Origin of the sequence: Franzmannia qiaohouensis (genome assembly GCF_031451695.1) — a bacterium.
Taxonomy (GTDB): domain Bacteria; phylum Pseudomonadota; class Gammaproteobacteria; order Pseudomonadales; family Halomonadaceae; genus Franzmannia; species Franzmannia qiaohouensis.
Genome location: NZ_JARWAM010000002.1, coordinates 307,837 through 323,922 on the forward strand (window position 1 = coordinate 307,837; position 16,086 = coordinate 323,922).

Consider the following 16,086-nt stretch of genomic DNA (forward strand, 5'->3'; position numbering starts at 1 on the left):
CTACCGGCCCTAGCTTTGCCTTGTTAGTCACCATGCAGGGTGCTGGCATGCTCTTAATCCTCACATAATCCCCTCCCGCTAGTCTGACCGCCTCTTCACCGACACTCGATGAGAGGCCATGATGACCCAGCCTTATTTCGCGGCCCTTGGTGGTAACAAGACCGCACGATGCCTGCGCCAGCTGCTGACAATGATCCTGCTGCTGGTCTCTCCCTTGTCCATGGCTCAATCCTTCTTTGCCGAGGAGAGTGGCTTCCTGGCACCGGATCAGGCCTTTACGCTATCGCTCTCCCGTGAAGGGGATAGCCTGATGGCGCACTGGGAGATCGCCGATGAGCACTACCTGTATCGGCATACCTTCGAGGCCGACATCGACGGACGCTCATACGCACTCTCTCCACCACGCGGTACATTGATCGAGGACGAGTTCTTTGGTGAATCCGAGGTATTCCACGACGCCGTGGAACTGACGCTTCCGGTCGCAGATGCCGACCATGTCACCTTGACCTGGCAAGGCTGCGCTGAAGCTGGCTTGTGCTACCCGCCGCAGCAGAAACGTATCGAACTCGCCACATTAGCGCCATCAGATGCCTCTCCAGGGGATACGCCCCTCGCGTCCTCCTCCCCTCAAGCCCCTCAGGCAGAGGATCAGCAACTCGCCTCTCGACTCGCCAACGCGCCTCCACTGTGGGTACTGGGCGCCTTCTTCGCCATGGGGCTGCTGCTGACCTTCACACCATGCGTACTACCGATGATCCCGATCCTCTCCAGCTTGATCATCGGCGATCAACGCACCGCCAAGCCCACTGCCTGGCGCGGACTGGGACTGTCGCTGGCTTTCGTGATTCCCATGGCGATGACATACGCCTCTCTCGGTGTAGCCGCCGCCTTGGCGGGCGCCAACCTGCAGATGCTGTTTCAGGCACCGCTCTTCATCGGCATCTTCGCGGCTGTCTTCGTGCTCCTGGCCATGGCCATGATGGGTGTCTTCGAATTGACGATTCCCCAAGGAGTGACTCAGCGCCTGGACGCAGCCTTATCACGGGTACGCGGCGGCCGTATTACGGGTGCCGCGGCCATGGGCGTGCTATCGGCGATTCTGGTCGGCCCTTGCATGACCGCGCCACTTGCCGGGGCACTGCTCTACATCGCCGAGACCGGCGATGCCTGGCACGGTGGACTCGCACTGCTGGCACTCGGTCTCGGCATGGGGGTGCCGCTGATCGCAGTGGGCACGCTGGGTCCCCGCCTACTACCCCGACCCGGTGCCTGGATGCTGCGTGTCCGCGTGGTATTCGGATTCGTGCTGTTGGGCATGGCCATCTGGTTCTCTACACGTATTCTGCCAGGACCACTCGGCCTGGCGCTCTGGGGAGCGCTGCTGGTCGGCATGGCGATCGCCAGCCTGCAGGTCGCCAGGGAACTGAAGGGCAAGCGTCTGGCAACCCCCTTTCTTCAGAGCCTGGCCTTCACGCTGGCGGCATGGGGGCTGATGGGGTTGGTAGGTGCAGGGCTGGGCGGTAGCGACATATCCCGCCCGTTGGCCCAACTGACGCCCTCGCCGACATCGGCAGGCAGCGGCGCCGCCCCAGCCGACACGCTGACGTTCGATACGCTAGCCAACCAGGCAGCCCTCGACGATCGACTACACGAGGCATCAAGCGAGGGCATGTGGACCATGCTCGAGTTCACTGCCGACTGGTGCATCACCTGCCAGATCATCGAGCGCGAGGTGTTCGGTGATAGCGAGGTGCAACGAGCGTTGAGCGACGTTGCGCGCTTGCAGGTGGATGTCACCGACTACACCGCCGACGACCGCGAGATCATGTCCGCGCTGGGCATCATCGGGCCACCCTCCATCCTGTTCTTCGGTCCGGACGGTGACGAGAGACGCCACGCTCGCATCATCGGCGACATCGATGCCGATGGCTTTCTGCGGCGTCTCACAGAAGCGGGTCACACCACTCCTACCAGCCAAGAGATGTACTGAATCATGCTGAATCATAGTATCGCCATTGGCCCACTGGGCTTCAGTATCGGTCAGCTCCTGTTGATGCTCAGCTTCGCCATCGCCCTGGCCGTCGGGGCCTGGGCGGGACGAGGGAGCCGTACAGGCGTCAGCGATACCCTCTTTACGCTGCTGCTGATCGCGTTACTCGGTGCCAGGCTGGTGTTCGTAGCTCGCTACTGGAGTAGCTACGACAGCCTCGCCGGCGTGCTGGACATTCGCGACCGCGGATTCGATCCGTTCGGCGCGCTTGGGGCAGGCGCCCTCTACATAGCCTGGCGCCTGTGGCAGGCACCCGCCCAGCGCCGGGCGCTGGCCGCCGCCCTATTCGGCGGTGCGCTGTCATGGAGCCTGCTTGCCGGTCCGTTGACGCTGATGGACGCCACCTCGCGTCCGTTACCGAGTGTCGAGCTGGTCACCCTGGAGGGCAGTAGCACCTCGTTGCCGGCACTGGCCAACGCCGAGGGACACCCGCTGGTGGTTAACCTGTGGGCCAGCTGGTGCCCTCCCTGTCGCAGGGAGATGCCGGTGTTCGAAGAGGCCCAACACGCTCACGACGACATCACCTTCGTCTTCGTCAACCAGGGTGAGTCCTTGGCACAGGTGCAGCAGTTCCTGGAAGAGGAGGCCCTACAACTCGACAACGTTCTGCTCGATGCTGCGCTCGACCTGGGAGAAGTCACTGGCGCCGTGGCGATGCCCACCACGCTGTACTATGACGCTGCGGGACAATTGGTGGATACCCACTTCGGAGAGCTATCGCGCGCCACCCTGCAGCGTGGACTGCAACGCCTGCGCTAATTCACACCACACGGAGACCGTCTACCATGCGACACCCCCTTGTACTGACCAGTACCCTGCTTGCTTGGTCACTGGCAACCCCGGCCCTGGCCGATGACCACTGGCCTGCACCGGTTCAGGCACTTGCCGAGCAGGGCTTGATGATCCATACCGAATTCGATGCTCCCGGCGGGCTGAGGGGCTTTGCGTCGAGCTATCCCACCGGCGAGGCCACCATCTACCTCATGCCGGACGGGGAGCACGCCATCGTCGGCACCCTGGTGGATGAACAGGGCAGCGACCTGTCCAGTCCGGCACTCGACAGGTACGTGCGTGCCGAGCAGTATGCCGAGGTGTGGCAAGACCTGGAGGCGAGCCACTGGATCGCCGACGGTGACCCGGAAGCAACGCGAATCGTCTATACCTTCACCGATCCCAACTGCCCCTTCTGCCGGCAGCTATGGCAAGCCACCCGACCGTGGGTCGATGCGGGGGAGGTTCAGTTGCGCCACGTGATGGTCGGTATCCTGCGCAGCGACAGCCCTGCCCAGGCCGCCGTACTCCTGGGCAGTGACGACCCGACGGCGGCCCTCGACGAGCATCAACGACAACAAACCGACCTCGCCATCGAAGCGCAACCGCGTGCCATCGAGGAGCAGGTCTATACCAATAATCAGCTTTTCGAAAGCCTGGGGTTCATGGCCACTCCCACCACACTCTTCCAGGCGGGTGACAGAATCGAGCGGATCGAGGGCATGCCCGACGCCGAACGGCTCGAGCAAGCAATGGGTGGGCCGGCGCCCTGATCGCTTGGCATCGAGTAACTTACCTAGCATGGCAAGGCAGGCTGACGTGCGCCTCGAACCCACTGTCGAGGGTCTGGAAGACGAGCCGTCCATCGACGTGGTCGAGGATGGCCTGAACGATCGCCAGCCCGAGGCCGACGCCCGATGAGTCGGCGCGATGCCAGAAACGCTGGGTCACCTTCTCAAGCGACTCGGCGGCGATGCCGTGGCCCTGATCGACAATCCGCACCGCGACCCGCTCGATGCCATCGCCGCCGGACGGTTCGGTTGCCGCCGAGAGGCTCACCTCGGCCTCTTCAGGCCCATGGACGAGCGCATTGTCGAGCAGGTTACGCACGACCAGGCTCAACATTTCACACGACAGTGCGACCGTCACCGCGGGGATCTCACCGGACACTCGCACACGCTGGTGACCGGCGCGCACTCGTGCCTCATCGACACAATGCACAAGCACCTCGCTCAAGCAGCAAGCGCCGCTCGATGCCCCCTCATCGCTGGTGTCGATGCGGGCCAGCGCCAGTAACTGTTCGAGGGTGCCCTCCAGTCGAGTGACGCCCTCGGTTGCCTGCAGCAGCGCGTGTCGAGATGCGCGCTCATCCACCCGCATTGCCACCTGCAGGTGGGTCTTGATGGCGGTCAGCGGGGTACGTAATTCATGGGCGGCATCCGCTGAGAACTGCTGCTCTCGGGAAATACTCCGGCGCATTCTCGACAACAGCCCATTCAGCGTCCGCGCCAAGGGGCCAAGCTCCTGTGGCAGTGCCCGACTGGTAACCGGCGATAAATCGTCGCGATCCCTTAGTTCGAGCTCCCGACACCAATGGTCGAGGGGTCTCAGCGAGCGCCAAACGCCCAGTGCAACCGCCACCAGGCTCCCCAAAAGCGCTATCACAAAAGGCACGACGGCCACCATGGCGATGTTACCGAGCAGCTGCCGACGCTCGTTAACCCGTTCGGCGGTAGTGATACGCACACCGTCATGGACGAGCGTATAGACTCGCCACGACACCTCACCTTCTTGCCGATAGGCGTACCCCGGCTCGGCATCATCGAGCACCCCGTCGAGCCCGGAATGTGTGCTGGCGAGCCGCTCTCCTTGGGCAGAGGAGACCCGGCATGCCATCCCTTCGAAAGGGACGCTCATCGATAGCTGTCTGTCGCTCGATAGGGAGGATGCATCAGGCAAGCGCACCACGAGATCTGCCACCATGCGTGCCGACTGCGCAAGGCGCCGGTCGAGCGTGCGTTCCACCTCTTCACGCAGATCCCACATCAACCAAGCCGCCGCCGCGCCCCAGGTCAGCAGCAGGGTGAGCCCCAACGTCCACGACAATCTGGCCCGCAGACTCATGTCTGCTGCCTACGTATCGACACCATGTCGTGCAGCGTTTGCGCGGTTCCCAGGCGATACCCTACGCCGCGTACGGTCTCGATCACCTCAGCCCCCAGCTTGCGTCGCAGATGGTGAAGATGGACGTTCAACGCATTGCTCTCCACGCTGTCATTGAAGCCATAGAGGCTGTCGTGCAGGCGCGCCGCACTCAGCACCTGGCCTGGCGCCTGCAAGAACGTTTCGAGCAGCGCCGTCTCGCGACGCGACAGTGACACATGGTGCCCTGCCATGGTCAAGCCTCGCGTACGCGGATCGAAGCGCAGGGGACCATGCACGATATCGGGGCTCGCACGACCCGCTGCACGTCTCAGCAAGGCATGCAAGCGTGCAATCAACTCATCCAGGTCGAATGGCTTGACCAGGTAATCATCGGCCCCTATAGATAGCCCTTCGATGCGATGCTCGATGGCATCTAGTGCGGTCAGCATCAGCACCGGCACCCCAATCTCCCGCGCACGCCAGCGGCGCAACAGGTCGATCCCGTCGCCATCCGCCAGACGGCGATCGAGCACCACGACATCACTTTGCAATACGCTCAGTGCGTGATCAGCAGCCGATAGCGACCCAACCACTTCCACCGACCAGCCAGCATGCTCTAGCCCTGCGCGAATGCCCGAGGCCACCAAGGCATCGTCCTCAACGATCAGCACATGCATCGCAACCACACCCATCGACGAACTCGGTCATGCGACCTTCCGGGCCAGGTACCAGCCAACTACCATCGCTATCAGCATCGCCGCCAAGGGTAGCGACAAGCCAGCGATGGAGGCCACCGCCGGCCCCGGGCAGTAGCCAGAGAGCCCCCAACCGATGCCGAACAGCGCCGCGCCGCCCAGCAGCCGGGCATCCAGGTCACGTCGGGTGGGCAACTGAAAGCTGGCCTCAAACAGCGGCTTGCCCCGCGCCCACGCCAGCCGATAGCCGATGAAGGTGGTCGCCACCGCGCCACCCAGCACGAACATCAGGGTCGGATCCCAGGCCCCGGCCAGGTCGAGAAAGCCCAGCACCCGCGCCGGATCGGTCATCCCGGAAATCGCCAGGCCGAGCCCGAACAGCAGCCCGGCAACGTAGCCCGCCAGGGCCTTGCTATCGAGTGCCTTCATGCCCCACCTCCGATCACATGACGAACCACATAGACGGTGACGATCGCCGCCGCCAGGAAGGTCAGGGTCGCCACCAGCGAGCGCGGCGAGAGCCGCGCCAGGCCGCAGACCCCGTGGCCGCTGGTGCAGCCACTGCCCAACCCGGTACCTACGCCGACCAGCAGACCGGCCAGCAGCATCAGCGCCACGCCGCCGGCGGGCGCACCGATCACCGCCCCCGTCGCGTCGACGGCGTCTCCGGAGACGTTACCGAGCCCGCCGCCCAGCGCCATCACTAGCAGCGGCCCACTGATCAGGCCGAGCAGGAAGGTCAGCCGCCAGGCACTGTCACCCTTGGGCCGCACCCAGAGCAGGCTCGACAGGATACCGCTGATGCCGGCGATACGGCCCATGGCGGCCATCAACCACACCGCCGAGAGGCCGATCAGCACGCCTCCCACCAGCCCCTGTAGACTTGCCATCAGATCCATTCGTCTCTCCTGTCGTGTCTTGTGTATTAGCGCTCGGTGAGCGGTGACGCCTCGTTGGCCGCCGGCTGACGCGTTACCGAGACGGCGTCTCCGTGCAGCGCCCGCCAGGCATCGAAGGTGCTGAGAAATACCTCGCCACTCAGCTCGCGGCAGAAGGCGGTGTGCTTGAGGCGGTCCATCACCGGCCCCTTGACCTCGGACAGGTGCAGAGTCACGCCGGCATCCTGCAACCGGGCATTGATCGCTTCGAGACTCTCCAGCGCCGAGGCATCGATCCCGTTGACCGCCTGACAGGCCAGCACCAGGTGCTCGAGTTCGGGTCGCCGCACGGCGAGCGCCATCACGGTGTCTTCCAGATAGCGGGCGTTGGCGAAGTAGAGGCTCTCGTCGACGCGCAGAATGGCCAGACGCGCGTCGGTCTCGACCCGATGGCGCTGCACGTTGCGAAAGTGCTCGGTGCCCGGCATGCGCCCCACCACGGCGCTATGCGGGCGGCTGCTGCGGTAGAGATGCAGCACCAGCGACAGCCCCACCCCGGCCAGAATGCCGCTCTCGACACCGTGGCCGAGGGTCACGGCGATGGTTGCCAGCATCGCCGTGGCATCGCTTCTCGAGTAGTCCCAGGTGCGCTTGATGGCCGCTACATCGACCAGCGTCAACACCGCCACGATAATCGTGGCCGCCAGGGTGGCGATGGGCAGGTAGGCGATCAGCGGGGTCAGCAGCAGTGCCGCCAGGCCAATGCCCAGCGCTGTGAAGGCGCCGGCCGCCGGGGTCTCGGCGCCGGCGTCGAAGTTGACCACCGAGCGGGCGAAGCCACCGGTGACCGGCATCCCACCCGTGAAGGATGCGGCGATATTGGAGGTACCCAACCCGATCAGCTCTTGGTCGGGGTCGATGCGCTGGCGGCGCTTGGCGGCCAGGGTCTGGCCCACCGACACCGACTCGACGAAGCCGACCACGCTGATCAACAGCGCGGCCACCATCAGTTGGCCCCATAGGTCGCTGTCGAAGCCCGGCAGCGTCAGTGGCGGCAAGCCCACCGGCACAGCGCCGACCACGGCGACCCCGCGTTGATCGAGGCCTAGCCCCCAGGTGGCCAACGTGGTCAGCGCCACGGCAAGCAGCGGTGCCGCCTTGGTCAGCATGTCGGCCGGTCGCGGCGCCATGCCGAGCGCCACCAGGGTCGGCCTGAGCCAGCGCCGCGCCGCGCACAGAAACACCAACACCGCGGCGCCAATCAGCAGGGTCGGAGGGTGCACTGAGCCAAGCTGACCGACCAGTCCAGCCAGTGCTTCCAGCAGATGCTGGCCGCCAGCGTCCACGCCGAGCAGGTGCTGCAGCTGTCCCGCGGCGATGATCAGCCCGGTGGCGGTGATAAAGCCGGAAATCACCGGATGGCTGAGGAAGTTGGCCAGAAAGCCCAGCCGCGCCAGCCCCATCAGGGTAAGGATCAGCCCCGACATAAGCGCCAGCACCAGCGCCGCAGCGAGGTATTCCGGCGAGCCCTGGGGAGCGACCTGGCTCACCGCTGCCGCGGTCATCAGAGAGACCACTGCCACCGGTCCCACCGCCAAGGTGCGGCTGGTGCCGAACAGCGCATAGACCAGCAGCGGCGCGATGCTGGCGTAGAGCCCAACCTGCGGCGGCAGCCCTGCCAGCATGGCGTAGGCCAGCGACTGCGGGATCAACATGATGGTGACGATCACCGCCGCCAGCAGGTCGCTGGCCAGAGTCACACGACCATAACCCGGCAACCACTGCAGGATCGGCAGGAAGCGTTTAGGGTTCACGGGCAAGGCCTCAGAAGGTATTGATCGGCACCTTGAGATAGACCTGGCCGTTACCCTCGGCCGGCGGCATCTCCCCGGCGCGCATATTGACCTGCACCGAGGGGATGATCAGCTTGGGCATGCCGAGGGTCGCGTCGCGCTCGGTGCGCATCTTGACGAACGCCTCTTCGCTGATGCCCTCATGTACATGGACGTTATGCGCCCGCTGCTCGGCGACGCTGGTCTGATGCTGGTACTCGTCTCGATCCGGCGCCTTGTAGTCGTGGCACAGAAACAGCCGGGTCTCCTCCGGCAGCGCCAGCACCTTGTGGATGGAGCGATACAGAGTGCCCGCGTCGCCCCCTGGGAAGTCACAGCGGGCGGTGCCGTAGTCGGGCATGAACAGGGTATCGCCAACGAAGGCGGCATCGCCAATCACATAGGTCAGGCAGGCCGGGGTGTGGCCCGGCGTGTGCAGGACCCGCCCTTCCAGCTCGCCAATGCGGAAAGTGTCGCCCTCCTCGAACAGGCGGTCGAACTGACTACCATCGCGGGCAAACTCGGTGCCGGCATTGAACGCCTTGCCGAACACCTCCTGCACCACGGTGATTCTGGCGCCAATGCCGGTCTTGCCGCCCAGCTGCTCATGCAGGTAGGGAGCCGCGGAGAGATGATCGGCATGCACGTGGGTCTCGAGGATCCACTCTACCGTGAGGTCGTTGTCACGAACGAAGGCAATGATTTCGTCAGCAGAGCGCACGTCGGTGCGGCCGGCGGCATAGTCAAAGTCGAGCACCGAGTCGAGGATGGCACAGGCACGGCTCGCGGGATCCTGGACCACATAGCTGAAGGTGTTGGTCGGCTCGTCGAAGAAGTGAGTCACGAGTGGCGTAGGTGCGTTCATCTTGGACATGGTGAGCGACCTCCATCGAAGTCGTGCTGGTGGATATAGCACTACTATAGAACACTGCTTGTTATAATGTTAGACCATATTTGAATATGCAGGCCTTGTTTCATGCCGGCCAACAGCCAGGCGCCCGTGACCTGGGGAGCACGGGCGCCATCGATCTGGGTGTCAGCAGCTCAGAAACTGAAGACCGGAATGCTCGGGTCGCGCATCATCTCGGCCATGGCGCCCGGGGTGGCCACCCCGACCCCGTCGCGCAGGTCATCCTCGCCGTACTCGCTGTTGGGCAGATAAATGGCGCAGACATCCACCTCGGCCCCCTCGTCCATCATCATCTGCATCAGGCCCTCGGGCTTCACGCCACGCGGCCCCAGCTCGGTCGCGCTCTGGTAGCCGTCGATGGCCAGCTCGCCTGCGGCATCGCATAGCAGGATGTGTGGGGTGGTGCCCTGCTCGCGCATGGCGTTGGCGAGGATCATCGCCATGCCCTGGGTCTGCAGGGAGTCGCTGGTCAGGATCACCAAGGCACGTTCCGCATAGGCGCCATCGCCGCTGGCATGCTCATCGGCCATGGCCAGCGGTGACAAGCAGAGCGCGGTCGCGGCAAGGACCGAGGCCATACATGCTGTTCCACTCATTTTCATAACATTTTCCTCTAACCTAATAATTTTAAGTAGAGCTGTCAGCCTAGCGTAGAGGAAGCGTCAAGACATGAGGTAAAACGCCGCAGCTTGATCTGGGTCAAGCGATTGGGCCAGGCAGCCGAACCTATAGGGTGATGCGCTCACCGTAGCGAGGTATCTCTGCCTGAATGCCGCTCTCGGCCAGCGCCGCCTGCAGCCGCTGCTGTGCTCCGGGCTCGCCGTGTACCAGATAGACGCGGGGGGTATTGCGAAAGGCGCCGATCCAGCCGATCAATTCGCGCTGTCCAGCGTGAGCGGAAAAGCCGCCCAGGGTATGAATCCGTGCCTTGACCATCAGCGCTTCGCCCAGCACCTTGACGCGCTCGGCACCGTCGACCAGGGCACGCCCCAGAGTGCCGGCGGCCTGAAAGCCGACGATCACTACCCGGGTACCGGGCTTGGCCAGGTTGTAGCGAAAGTGGTGGAGAATTCGTCCTCCGGTGCACATCCCGGCCCCGGCAATGATAATTGCCCCGCCGTGGATGCGATTGATGGCCATCGACTCCTCCACCGTACGGGTCAGTCGCAGTCCCGGCAGGTACTGGCTGGGATCGCCCTGGGCAGCAACGTTGAGCACCTTGAGGTCGTCGCGGTTGAGCGCTGCCTTCTTGCGCGCATAAAGCTCGGTGACGCGAATCGCCATGGGGCTGTCGAGGAAGATGCGCTGCTGCTTGAGACGCCCCTGATGGTAGAGCACGCTGAGATGGTAGAGCACTTCCTGGGTGCGCCCCACCGCAAAGGCCGGAATCAGCACGTTGCCGCCAGCGGCATGGGCCTGCTCGAGCACCTCGGCGAACTCCTCCAGGGTCTCCTCCAGCGGACGGTGATCGCGGTCACCGTAGGTGCTCTCCATCAGCACCACGTCGGCATCGCGCGGCTTCTCGGCAGGATGCATCAGCACCGAGTCCGGGTTGCCCAGATCGCCGGAGAACACCAAACGCCGCTGGCGCCCGCCGGCGGGTACGCCGAGTTCGACGATCGCCGAGCCGAGGATATGCCCCGCATCGCGAAACACCAGGCTGGCGTCACCGCCCAGTGACACCACCTGCCCATAGCCGTGGGGCACGCAACGTGCCAGAGTGCGCTCGACATCGTCGAGCTCGTAGAGCGGCTCGAGCAGCGGTTTGCCGGCCTTGCGCCGCCACTTGTTGTCCCACTCGATATCCTTGGCCATCACGAAGGCAGCATCGCGCAGCATGATGTCGAGCAGCTCGGCGGTATCGCGGGTGCAGTGAATGGGCCCGGCGAAACCTTCGCGCACCAGCTTGGGTAGCAGCCCGGCGTGGTCGAGATGGCCGTGGGATAGCACTACCCCATCGAGTTGGCCGGCCAACTGCCCAAACGGCTCGGCGTTGGCGCGATCGGCATCCGGCCCGCCTTGATGCAAACCGCACTCCAACAGCCAGCGGTGCTCGCGCCCGCCGTCGTGGTACTCGAGCAGATAGCGCGAGCCGGTAACCTCACCGACCGCCCCCAGGAACGTCAGACTGGCCATGTCGACTCCCGCCGTGAAGGGTGATACCTCCAGCATAAGCGAGATAAGGCGGCCCGGCGTTGATCCAGCGCAGCCGTTGAGCTGAGGCTATACCTTGCCCTGGTTGTCGAGCTCCACCGCCGCATGCATCCGCTCAAGCAGGTCCGGGATCGCCGCTTGGACGCGGTTCCAGCTGGGGATGAAGGGCTTGTCGCGGGGGTTGTCGAGGAACGCCGCACCGGCCTCCATGATATTGCTGGCGAACAGCTCCACCGCCTGCTCCTCGCTGTGCCGGTCGAGCTTCAGGCCGTTCATCATGGCATCGTTGTCGTAGGCCTCGATCAGGTCGAGGGCGATGCGATAGTAGGTGGCCTTGATGGTGCGGAAACTCTCGGCGTTGATCTGCACGCCGAGGGTGGCGAGCTTGCGATATAGCGCCTTGGCGATATCCAGGCTCATGCGATTGAGGCCCCCGGAAGGATCCTCCTGCGAGACCGGTTGATGCTTATGGTCGTAGATATCGGCGATATCCACCTGGCACAGCCGCTTGGTGGAGTAGTTGCGATGCACTTCGGAGAGCACGCCGATCTCCAGTCCCCAGTCGCTGGGAATACGGATACCGTCGAGCACATCGGCGCGCATCGAGAACTCGCCGGAGAGCGGATAGCGGTAGCTGTCCAGGTAGTCGAGATAGGGCAGCGGGCCATAGATCTTCTTCAGCGCACGGATCAAGGGCGTGACCATCAGCCTGGCCACGCGACCGTTGAGCTTGCCGTCGGCAATACGCGAGTAGTAGCCCTTGCAGAACTCGTAGTTGAACTGGGGATGGGCCACCGGATAGATCAACCTGGCCAGCAGGCTGCGATCGTAGGTGACGATGTCGCAGTCGTGCAGCGCCACCGCCTCGGCACGCCGCGAGGCCTGGATATAGCCGGAGCAGAACCATACGTTACGCCCCTTGCCCGGCTCCTGGGGCGAGATGTTCTCGGCGGCCAACTCCTCGTCGAGCGCCTTGAGCCGCGGACCGTCATTCCACAGAATGCGGTGGTGCTGCGGGAGCCGCGAGAAGAATTCACGGGCGTGCAAGAACTGCTCGCGGTCGGCGCGATCCAGGCCAATCACGATCTCGGAGAGATACGGCACCTTGGCCAGCTCGTCGACGATATGCGACAGCGCCGGCCCCTCCAGTTCGGAGTAGAGCGACGGCAGGATAAGTCCCATCGGCCGACGCATCGAGAAACGCACCAGGTCGGCCTCCAGCGCCTCCACCGGCCGCTGAGTCAGGTTATGAAAGTTGGTAATGATACCGTTCTGATAGAAATCGCTCATCGCTCGCGCTCCTTGCCATTGGCGCCGTCACCGACGGCCTCGGGAATCTCGTCGCTCCACCAGTGTTCGAGTCCTTCCATCCAGCCACTGGGACCATAGCCCGTGGCGCAGTAGAGCATCGGGTTGCTGACCTCGACGCGCTGGCCATGGTGGCCGGGGATCAGCACCGCGCGATCCACCGCGTCGAGCATGGGGATGTCATTGGGCCCGTCGCCCAGCCCCAAGGTAAGGGGCCGGCTACCGCGTAGCGACGTGAAACGCTCGATCAACCAGTCCACCGAGGCGCCCTTGTGCACTTCCCCCATCACGTGCCAGAAGCGTCCGCCGCGGGTCAGGCGCAGGCCATCGTCGGCCAGCGCCTGACGAAAGCGTTCCAGGGCCGCGTCATCGTCCTGCCAGATCAGTGGCTCGCTACCCTCACGTACCCGGGCCTGGCGAGCCGCCGGCTCCGACAAACCGGTATGGGCCATGATGTCCTCGAGGCGCATCGCGCCCATGCCCTGAAAACGCACGCCAAGCCGCTCACGAATCACCTCGAGGCGGGTGCGAATAAAGCCGATATCCAGCCCCGGCGTCTTGATCACCAACCCATGGGGATCGGTCGGGTCGCGATCCAGCCGCGCGTGCTGCCAGGCGGGCGGCAGGCCAATCACCGCGCCGTTCTCGGCGATGAATGGGCTCTTGGCCAAGCCCAGCTCGAGGCGCAGCGAAAGCAGCTCGGCGCGGGTCTTGCTGGTCACCGGGATTACCGCAATTCGTGCGGCGGCGAGGCGCGCCAGCCATGGCTTGGCCGGCGACCAATCATAGCTGTCGTGATCGAGCAGTGAGCCGTCGAGATCGGTGAAGACCAGGCGTGGCGGGGACACTGGAGCGTGATTCATACGGCACCTGCTGACGTGCAAGGAAGTGCGCGTTTTTGCGCATTACTGGTGACACTAGCACGTGGCGTGCCAGTTCGCTGCGAACGCCTGCGGACGCTCGCTCGGCGTGTCTCCGTCACGCTCCGAAAGCACTCACAGCCACTGCCATGCACCATTTCAGATCATGCAAAAACCCTATTTTGGTGCAGCCGGGAGTCGCGCTGACGTTCAGGCAGGCGCTTCTCCAAGCGTTGAAAACTTGCCCCGACGACGGTCGCCATGGGTAGCATGTCGGGCTTGGGTCAGGCGTGCCACTGCCAGATCTGCTGCCAGAGGACGTTGCTACCATGGCCACAGGGCTTTTTTTCTTTGCCAATCTGATGTTCTGCCTCGCCTACCTGGTGCGCGACATGGCCTACCTGCGCGCCATCACTATCCTCGCTGCACTGAGTACGCTGCCCTACTTCTACTTTCTCGACACCCCGCTCTACTCGGCGATCGGCTGGCAAATCGCCTTTATCGCCATCAACGCTTTCAACCTCACCGTACTACTGCTGGCACGGCGGCCGGTGGTACTCGATGACCACCAACGCTGGCTGCACCACCACACCTTTCGCATGCTCACGCCGCGAGAAATGCTCAAGGTGCTGCGCCCGACCCAGCGGCAGCACTGCCCGCCGGATGCGACTCTGATCGAGCAGGACCAACCGCTTGACCGGCTGATCCTGCTTCTCGACGGTGAGGCAGAGGTACACGCCGACGGGCAGCACCGCGCCACGCTGCGTCCGGGTGACTTCGCCGGCGAGATGAGTTTCGTCACCGGCAAGCCCGCCAGCGCTACGGTGGTGACCAAAGGCGCTGTCGATTACTTGAGCTGGCGACGCCGCGACCTCGAGGCACTTTACCAGCGCGACCCGCGCCTCAAGGATGCCATGCAGGGGGTGATCGGCGCCGATATGGCCAGAAAGCTGACTCGCTGAGCCGCCACTCTGTCTGCATGCTCCATTGCGCCGAACGCCCTCCGAGTCACGCCAACCCAGTGCCCAAAACAAGAAGCGCCCCGCCAAGGCGGAGCGCTTCTTGATGCTGTCGGCAATGAAGGCTAGCGATCAGTCGCGATACACCGGCAGGCGCGCGCAGACCGCTGCGACCTTGGCCTTGACCTCGGCCTCGATAGCGTCGGTGCTCTCGGCCTTGGCCATCACGTCGAGGATGTCGCAGATCCAGCCGGCGAGGTCGCTGCACTCGGCTTCGCCAAAGCCGCGGGTGGTCACCGCCGGGGTGCCGATGCGCAGCCCGGAGGTTACGAAGGGGCTCTGCGGGTCACCGGGCACGGCATTCTTGTTGACGGTGATATGCGCGCGGCCCAGGGCGGCGTCGGCGTCCTTGCCGGTCAGGCCCTGCTTGACCAGCGACAGCAGAAAGAGGTGATCCTCGGTACCGCCGGAGACCACGTCGAAGCCGCGCTCGATGAACACGCCGGCCATCGCCTGGGCATTCTTGACCACCTGCTGCTGATAGGCCTTGAAGCCAGGCTCCATGGCTTCCTTGAAGCAGATCGCCTTGGCGGCGATGACATGCTCGAGCGGGCCGCCCTGGCCACCCGGGAAGACCGCCGACTGCAGCTTCTTCTCGATCTCGGCGTCACCCTCGCTGGAGAGGATCAGGCCGCCGCGCGGGCCGCGCAGGGTCTTGTGGGTGGTGGTGGTGACCACGTGGGCGTGGGGCAGCGGCGTGGGGTAGACACCCGCAGCGACCAGGCCGGCGACGTGGGCCATGTCGACCAGCAGGTAGGCGCCCACCTCGTCGGCGATCTCGCGGAACTTCGCCCAGTCGATGATCTGCGAGTAGGCAGAGAAGCCGGCGATGATCATCTTCGGCTTGTGCTCGCGGGCAAGCGCAGCCACTTCGTCATAGTCGATCAGGCCGTCTTCGCCGAGGCCGTACTGCACGGCATCGTAGTGCTTGCCGGAGAAGTTGGGCTTGGCACCATGGGTCAGGTGGCCACCGGCGTCGAGGCTCATGCCGAGGATGGTATCGCCGGGCTTGACCAGCGCCTGGAAGACCGCGCCGTTGGCCTGGGAACCGGAGTGCGGCTGGACGTTGGCGTAGCTGGCCCCGAACAGCTGCTTGGCATAGTCGATGGCCAGCTGCTCGACGATGTCGACATACTCGCAGCCGCCGTAGTAGCGCTTGCCGGGGTAGCCTTCCGCATACTTGTTGGTCAGCTGGCTACCCTGGGCTTCCATCACCCGGGGGCTTGCATAGTTCTCGGAGGCGATCAGCTCGATGTGCGCTTCCTGGCGTGCGACTTCCTTGTTCATCGCATCCAGCAGGGCATCATCGAAACCGGCAATGGTCATATCACGGCTGAACATCGTCGTGGGTCCTCAATCGGGGGCGAACGATAGGCAAAATCGAAAGGCGCCATGATACCCCAGCCCATCCCCCCTTTCACATGAAAGGGGGTCATGGCTGCCCGAGTATTTCTCACCTTCGCT

The 16,086-nt window shown here is 64.2% G+C and carries 15 protein-coding genes; 4 read left to right on the forward strand and 11 right to left on the reverse strand.

The genetic code is table 11. The features are described from left to right. The first annotated feature begins 118 nt into the window (after positions 1–118). From dsbD to dsbG, 3 genes are read left to right on the forward strand one after another with little or no spacing between them, the layout of a single operon-like run. Complete coding sequence (gene dsbD, locus QC821_RS03585) at positions 119–1,990, forward strand: protein-disulfide reductase DsbD (protein ID WP_309717090.1); 1,872 nt, start codon at positions 119–121, stop codon at positions 1,988–1,990. Positions 1,991–1,993: 3 nt separating this feature from the next. Continuing rightward, on the forward strand, positions 1,994–2,809 hold the full coding sequence (locus QC821_RS03590) for a TlpA family protein disulfide reductase (RefSeq protein ID WP_309717093.1): 816 nt from the start codon (positions 1,994–1,996) through the stop codon (positions 2,807–2,809). A 26-nt stretch (positions 2,810–2,835) separates the two neighbouring features. Beyond that, positions 2,836–3,594, forward strand: a complete 759-nt coding sequence (gene dsbG / locus QC821_RS03595; RefSeq protein WP_309717096.1) for a thiol:disulfide interchange protein DsbG — start codon at positions 2,836–2,838, stop codon at positions 3,592–3,594. 19 nt (positions 3,595–3,613) lie between these two features. Here dsbG and QC821_RS03600 read toward each other — a convergent pair whose 3' ends face one another. From QC821_RS03600 to QC821_RS03645, 10 genes are all read right to left on the reverse strand, one after another. Continuing rightward, the gene (locus tag QC821_RS03600) at positions 3,614–4,945 is read right to left on the reverse strand and encodes an ATP-binding protein (protein WP_309717099.1); all 1,332 of its coding nucleotides are present in this window, start codon (positions 4,943–4,945) and stop codon (positions 3,614–3,616) included. Further along, positions 4,942–5,643 (reverse strand): response regulator, encoded by a 702-nt coding sequence (locus QC821_RS03605; protein WP_309717102.1) that lies wholly within the window; start codon positions 5,641–5,643, stop codon positions 4,942–4,944. Before QC821_RS03605 ends, QC821_RS03600 begins: the two co-directional genes overlap by 4 nt. Before the next feature lie 27 nt (positions 5,644–5,670). Beyond that, positions 5,671–6,090 carry a DUF6691 family protein gene (locus QC821_RS03610; protein ID WP_309717104.1) on the reverse strand — a complete coding sequence of 140 codons (420 nt, stop codon included), beginning with the start codon at positions 6,088–6,090 and terminating at the stop codon, positions 5,671–5,673. Next, entirely contained in the window at positions 6,087–6,560 is a 474-nt protein-coding gene (locus QC821_RS03615; protein ID WP_309717107.1) for a YeeE/YedE family protein, read from the reverse strand. Before QC821_RS03615 ends, QC821_RS03610 begins: the two co-directional genes overlap by 4 nt. 26 nt (positions 6,561–6,586) lie before the next feature. Next, positions 6,587–8,353: a SulP family inorganic anion transporter gene (locus QC821_RS03620; RefSeq protein ID WP_309717109.1), complete on the reverse strand. Its 1,767-nt coding sequence runs from the start codon at positions 8,351–8,353 to the stop codon at positions 6,587–6,589. 10 nt (positions 8,354–8,363) lie between these two features. After that, entirely contained in the window at positions 8,364–9,245 is an 882-nt protein-coding gene (locus QC821_RS03625; protein ID WP_309717111.1) for an MBL fold metallo-hydrolase, read from the reverse strand. 170 nt (positions 9,246–9,415) lie between these two features. After that, on the reverse strand, positions 9,416–9,859 hold the full coding sequence (locus tag QC821_RS03630; protein WP_309717113.1) for a DsrE family protein: 444 nt from the start codon (positions 9,857–9,859) through the stop codon (positions 9,416–9,418). Between the two features lie 148 nt (positions 9,860–10,007). Then, positions 10,008–11,417: an MBL fold metallo-hydrolase gene (locus QC821_RS03635; RefSeq protein ID WP_309717116.1), complete on the reverse strand. Its 1,410-nt coding sequence runs from the start codon at positions 11,415–11,417 to the stop codon at positions 10,008–10,010. Between the two features lie 87 nt (positions 11,418–11,504). Continuing rightward, positions 11,505–12,725 carry a glycosyltransferase family protein gene (locus QC821_RS03640; RefSeq protein ID WP_163503931.1) on the reverse strand — a complete coding sequence of 407 codons (1,221 nt, stop codon included), beginning with the start codon at positions 12,723–12,725 and terminating at the stop codon, positions 11,505–11,507. Beyond that, positions 12,722–13,606: an HAD-IIB family hydrolase gene (locus QC821_RS03645; protein WP_309717122.1), complete on the reverse strand. Its 885-nt coding sequence runs from the start codon at positions 13,604–13,606 to the stop codon at positions 12,722–12,724. The genes QC821_RS03640 and QC821_RS03645 overlap by 4 nt, the downstream gene beginning before the upstream one ends. Before the next feature lie 326 nt (positions 13,607–13,932). Here QC821_RS03645 and QC821_RS03650 point away from each other — a divergent pair, with 326 nt between their 5' ends. Beyond that, a complete protein-coding gene (locus QC821_RS03650; protein WP_309717125.1) occupies positions 13,933–14,565 on the forward strand; it encodes a cyclic nucleotide-binding domain-containing protein in 633 nt (210 codons plus the stop codon). A gap of 129 nt (positions 14,566–14,694) precedes the next feature. Here the strand turns inward: QC821_RS03650 and glyA are convergent, their stop codons facing one another. Continuing rightward, positions 14,695–15,963, reverse strand: a complete 1,269-nt coding sequence (glyA, locus tag QC821_RS03655) for a serine hydroxymethyltransferase (protein WP_309717128.1) — start codon at positions 15,961–15,963, stop codon at positions 14,695–14,697. Between the last annotated feature and the right edge of the window lie 123 nt (positions 15,964–16,086).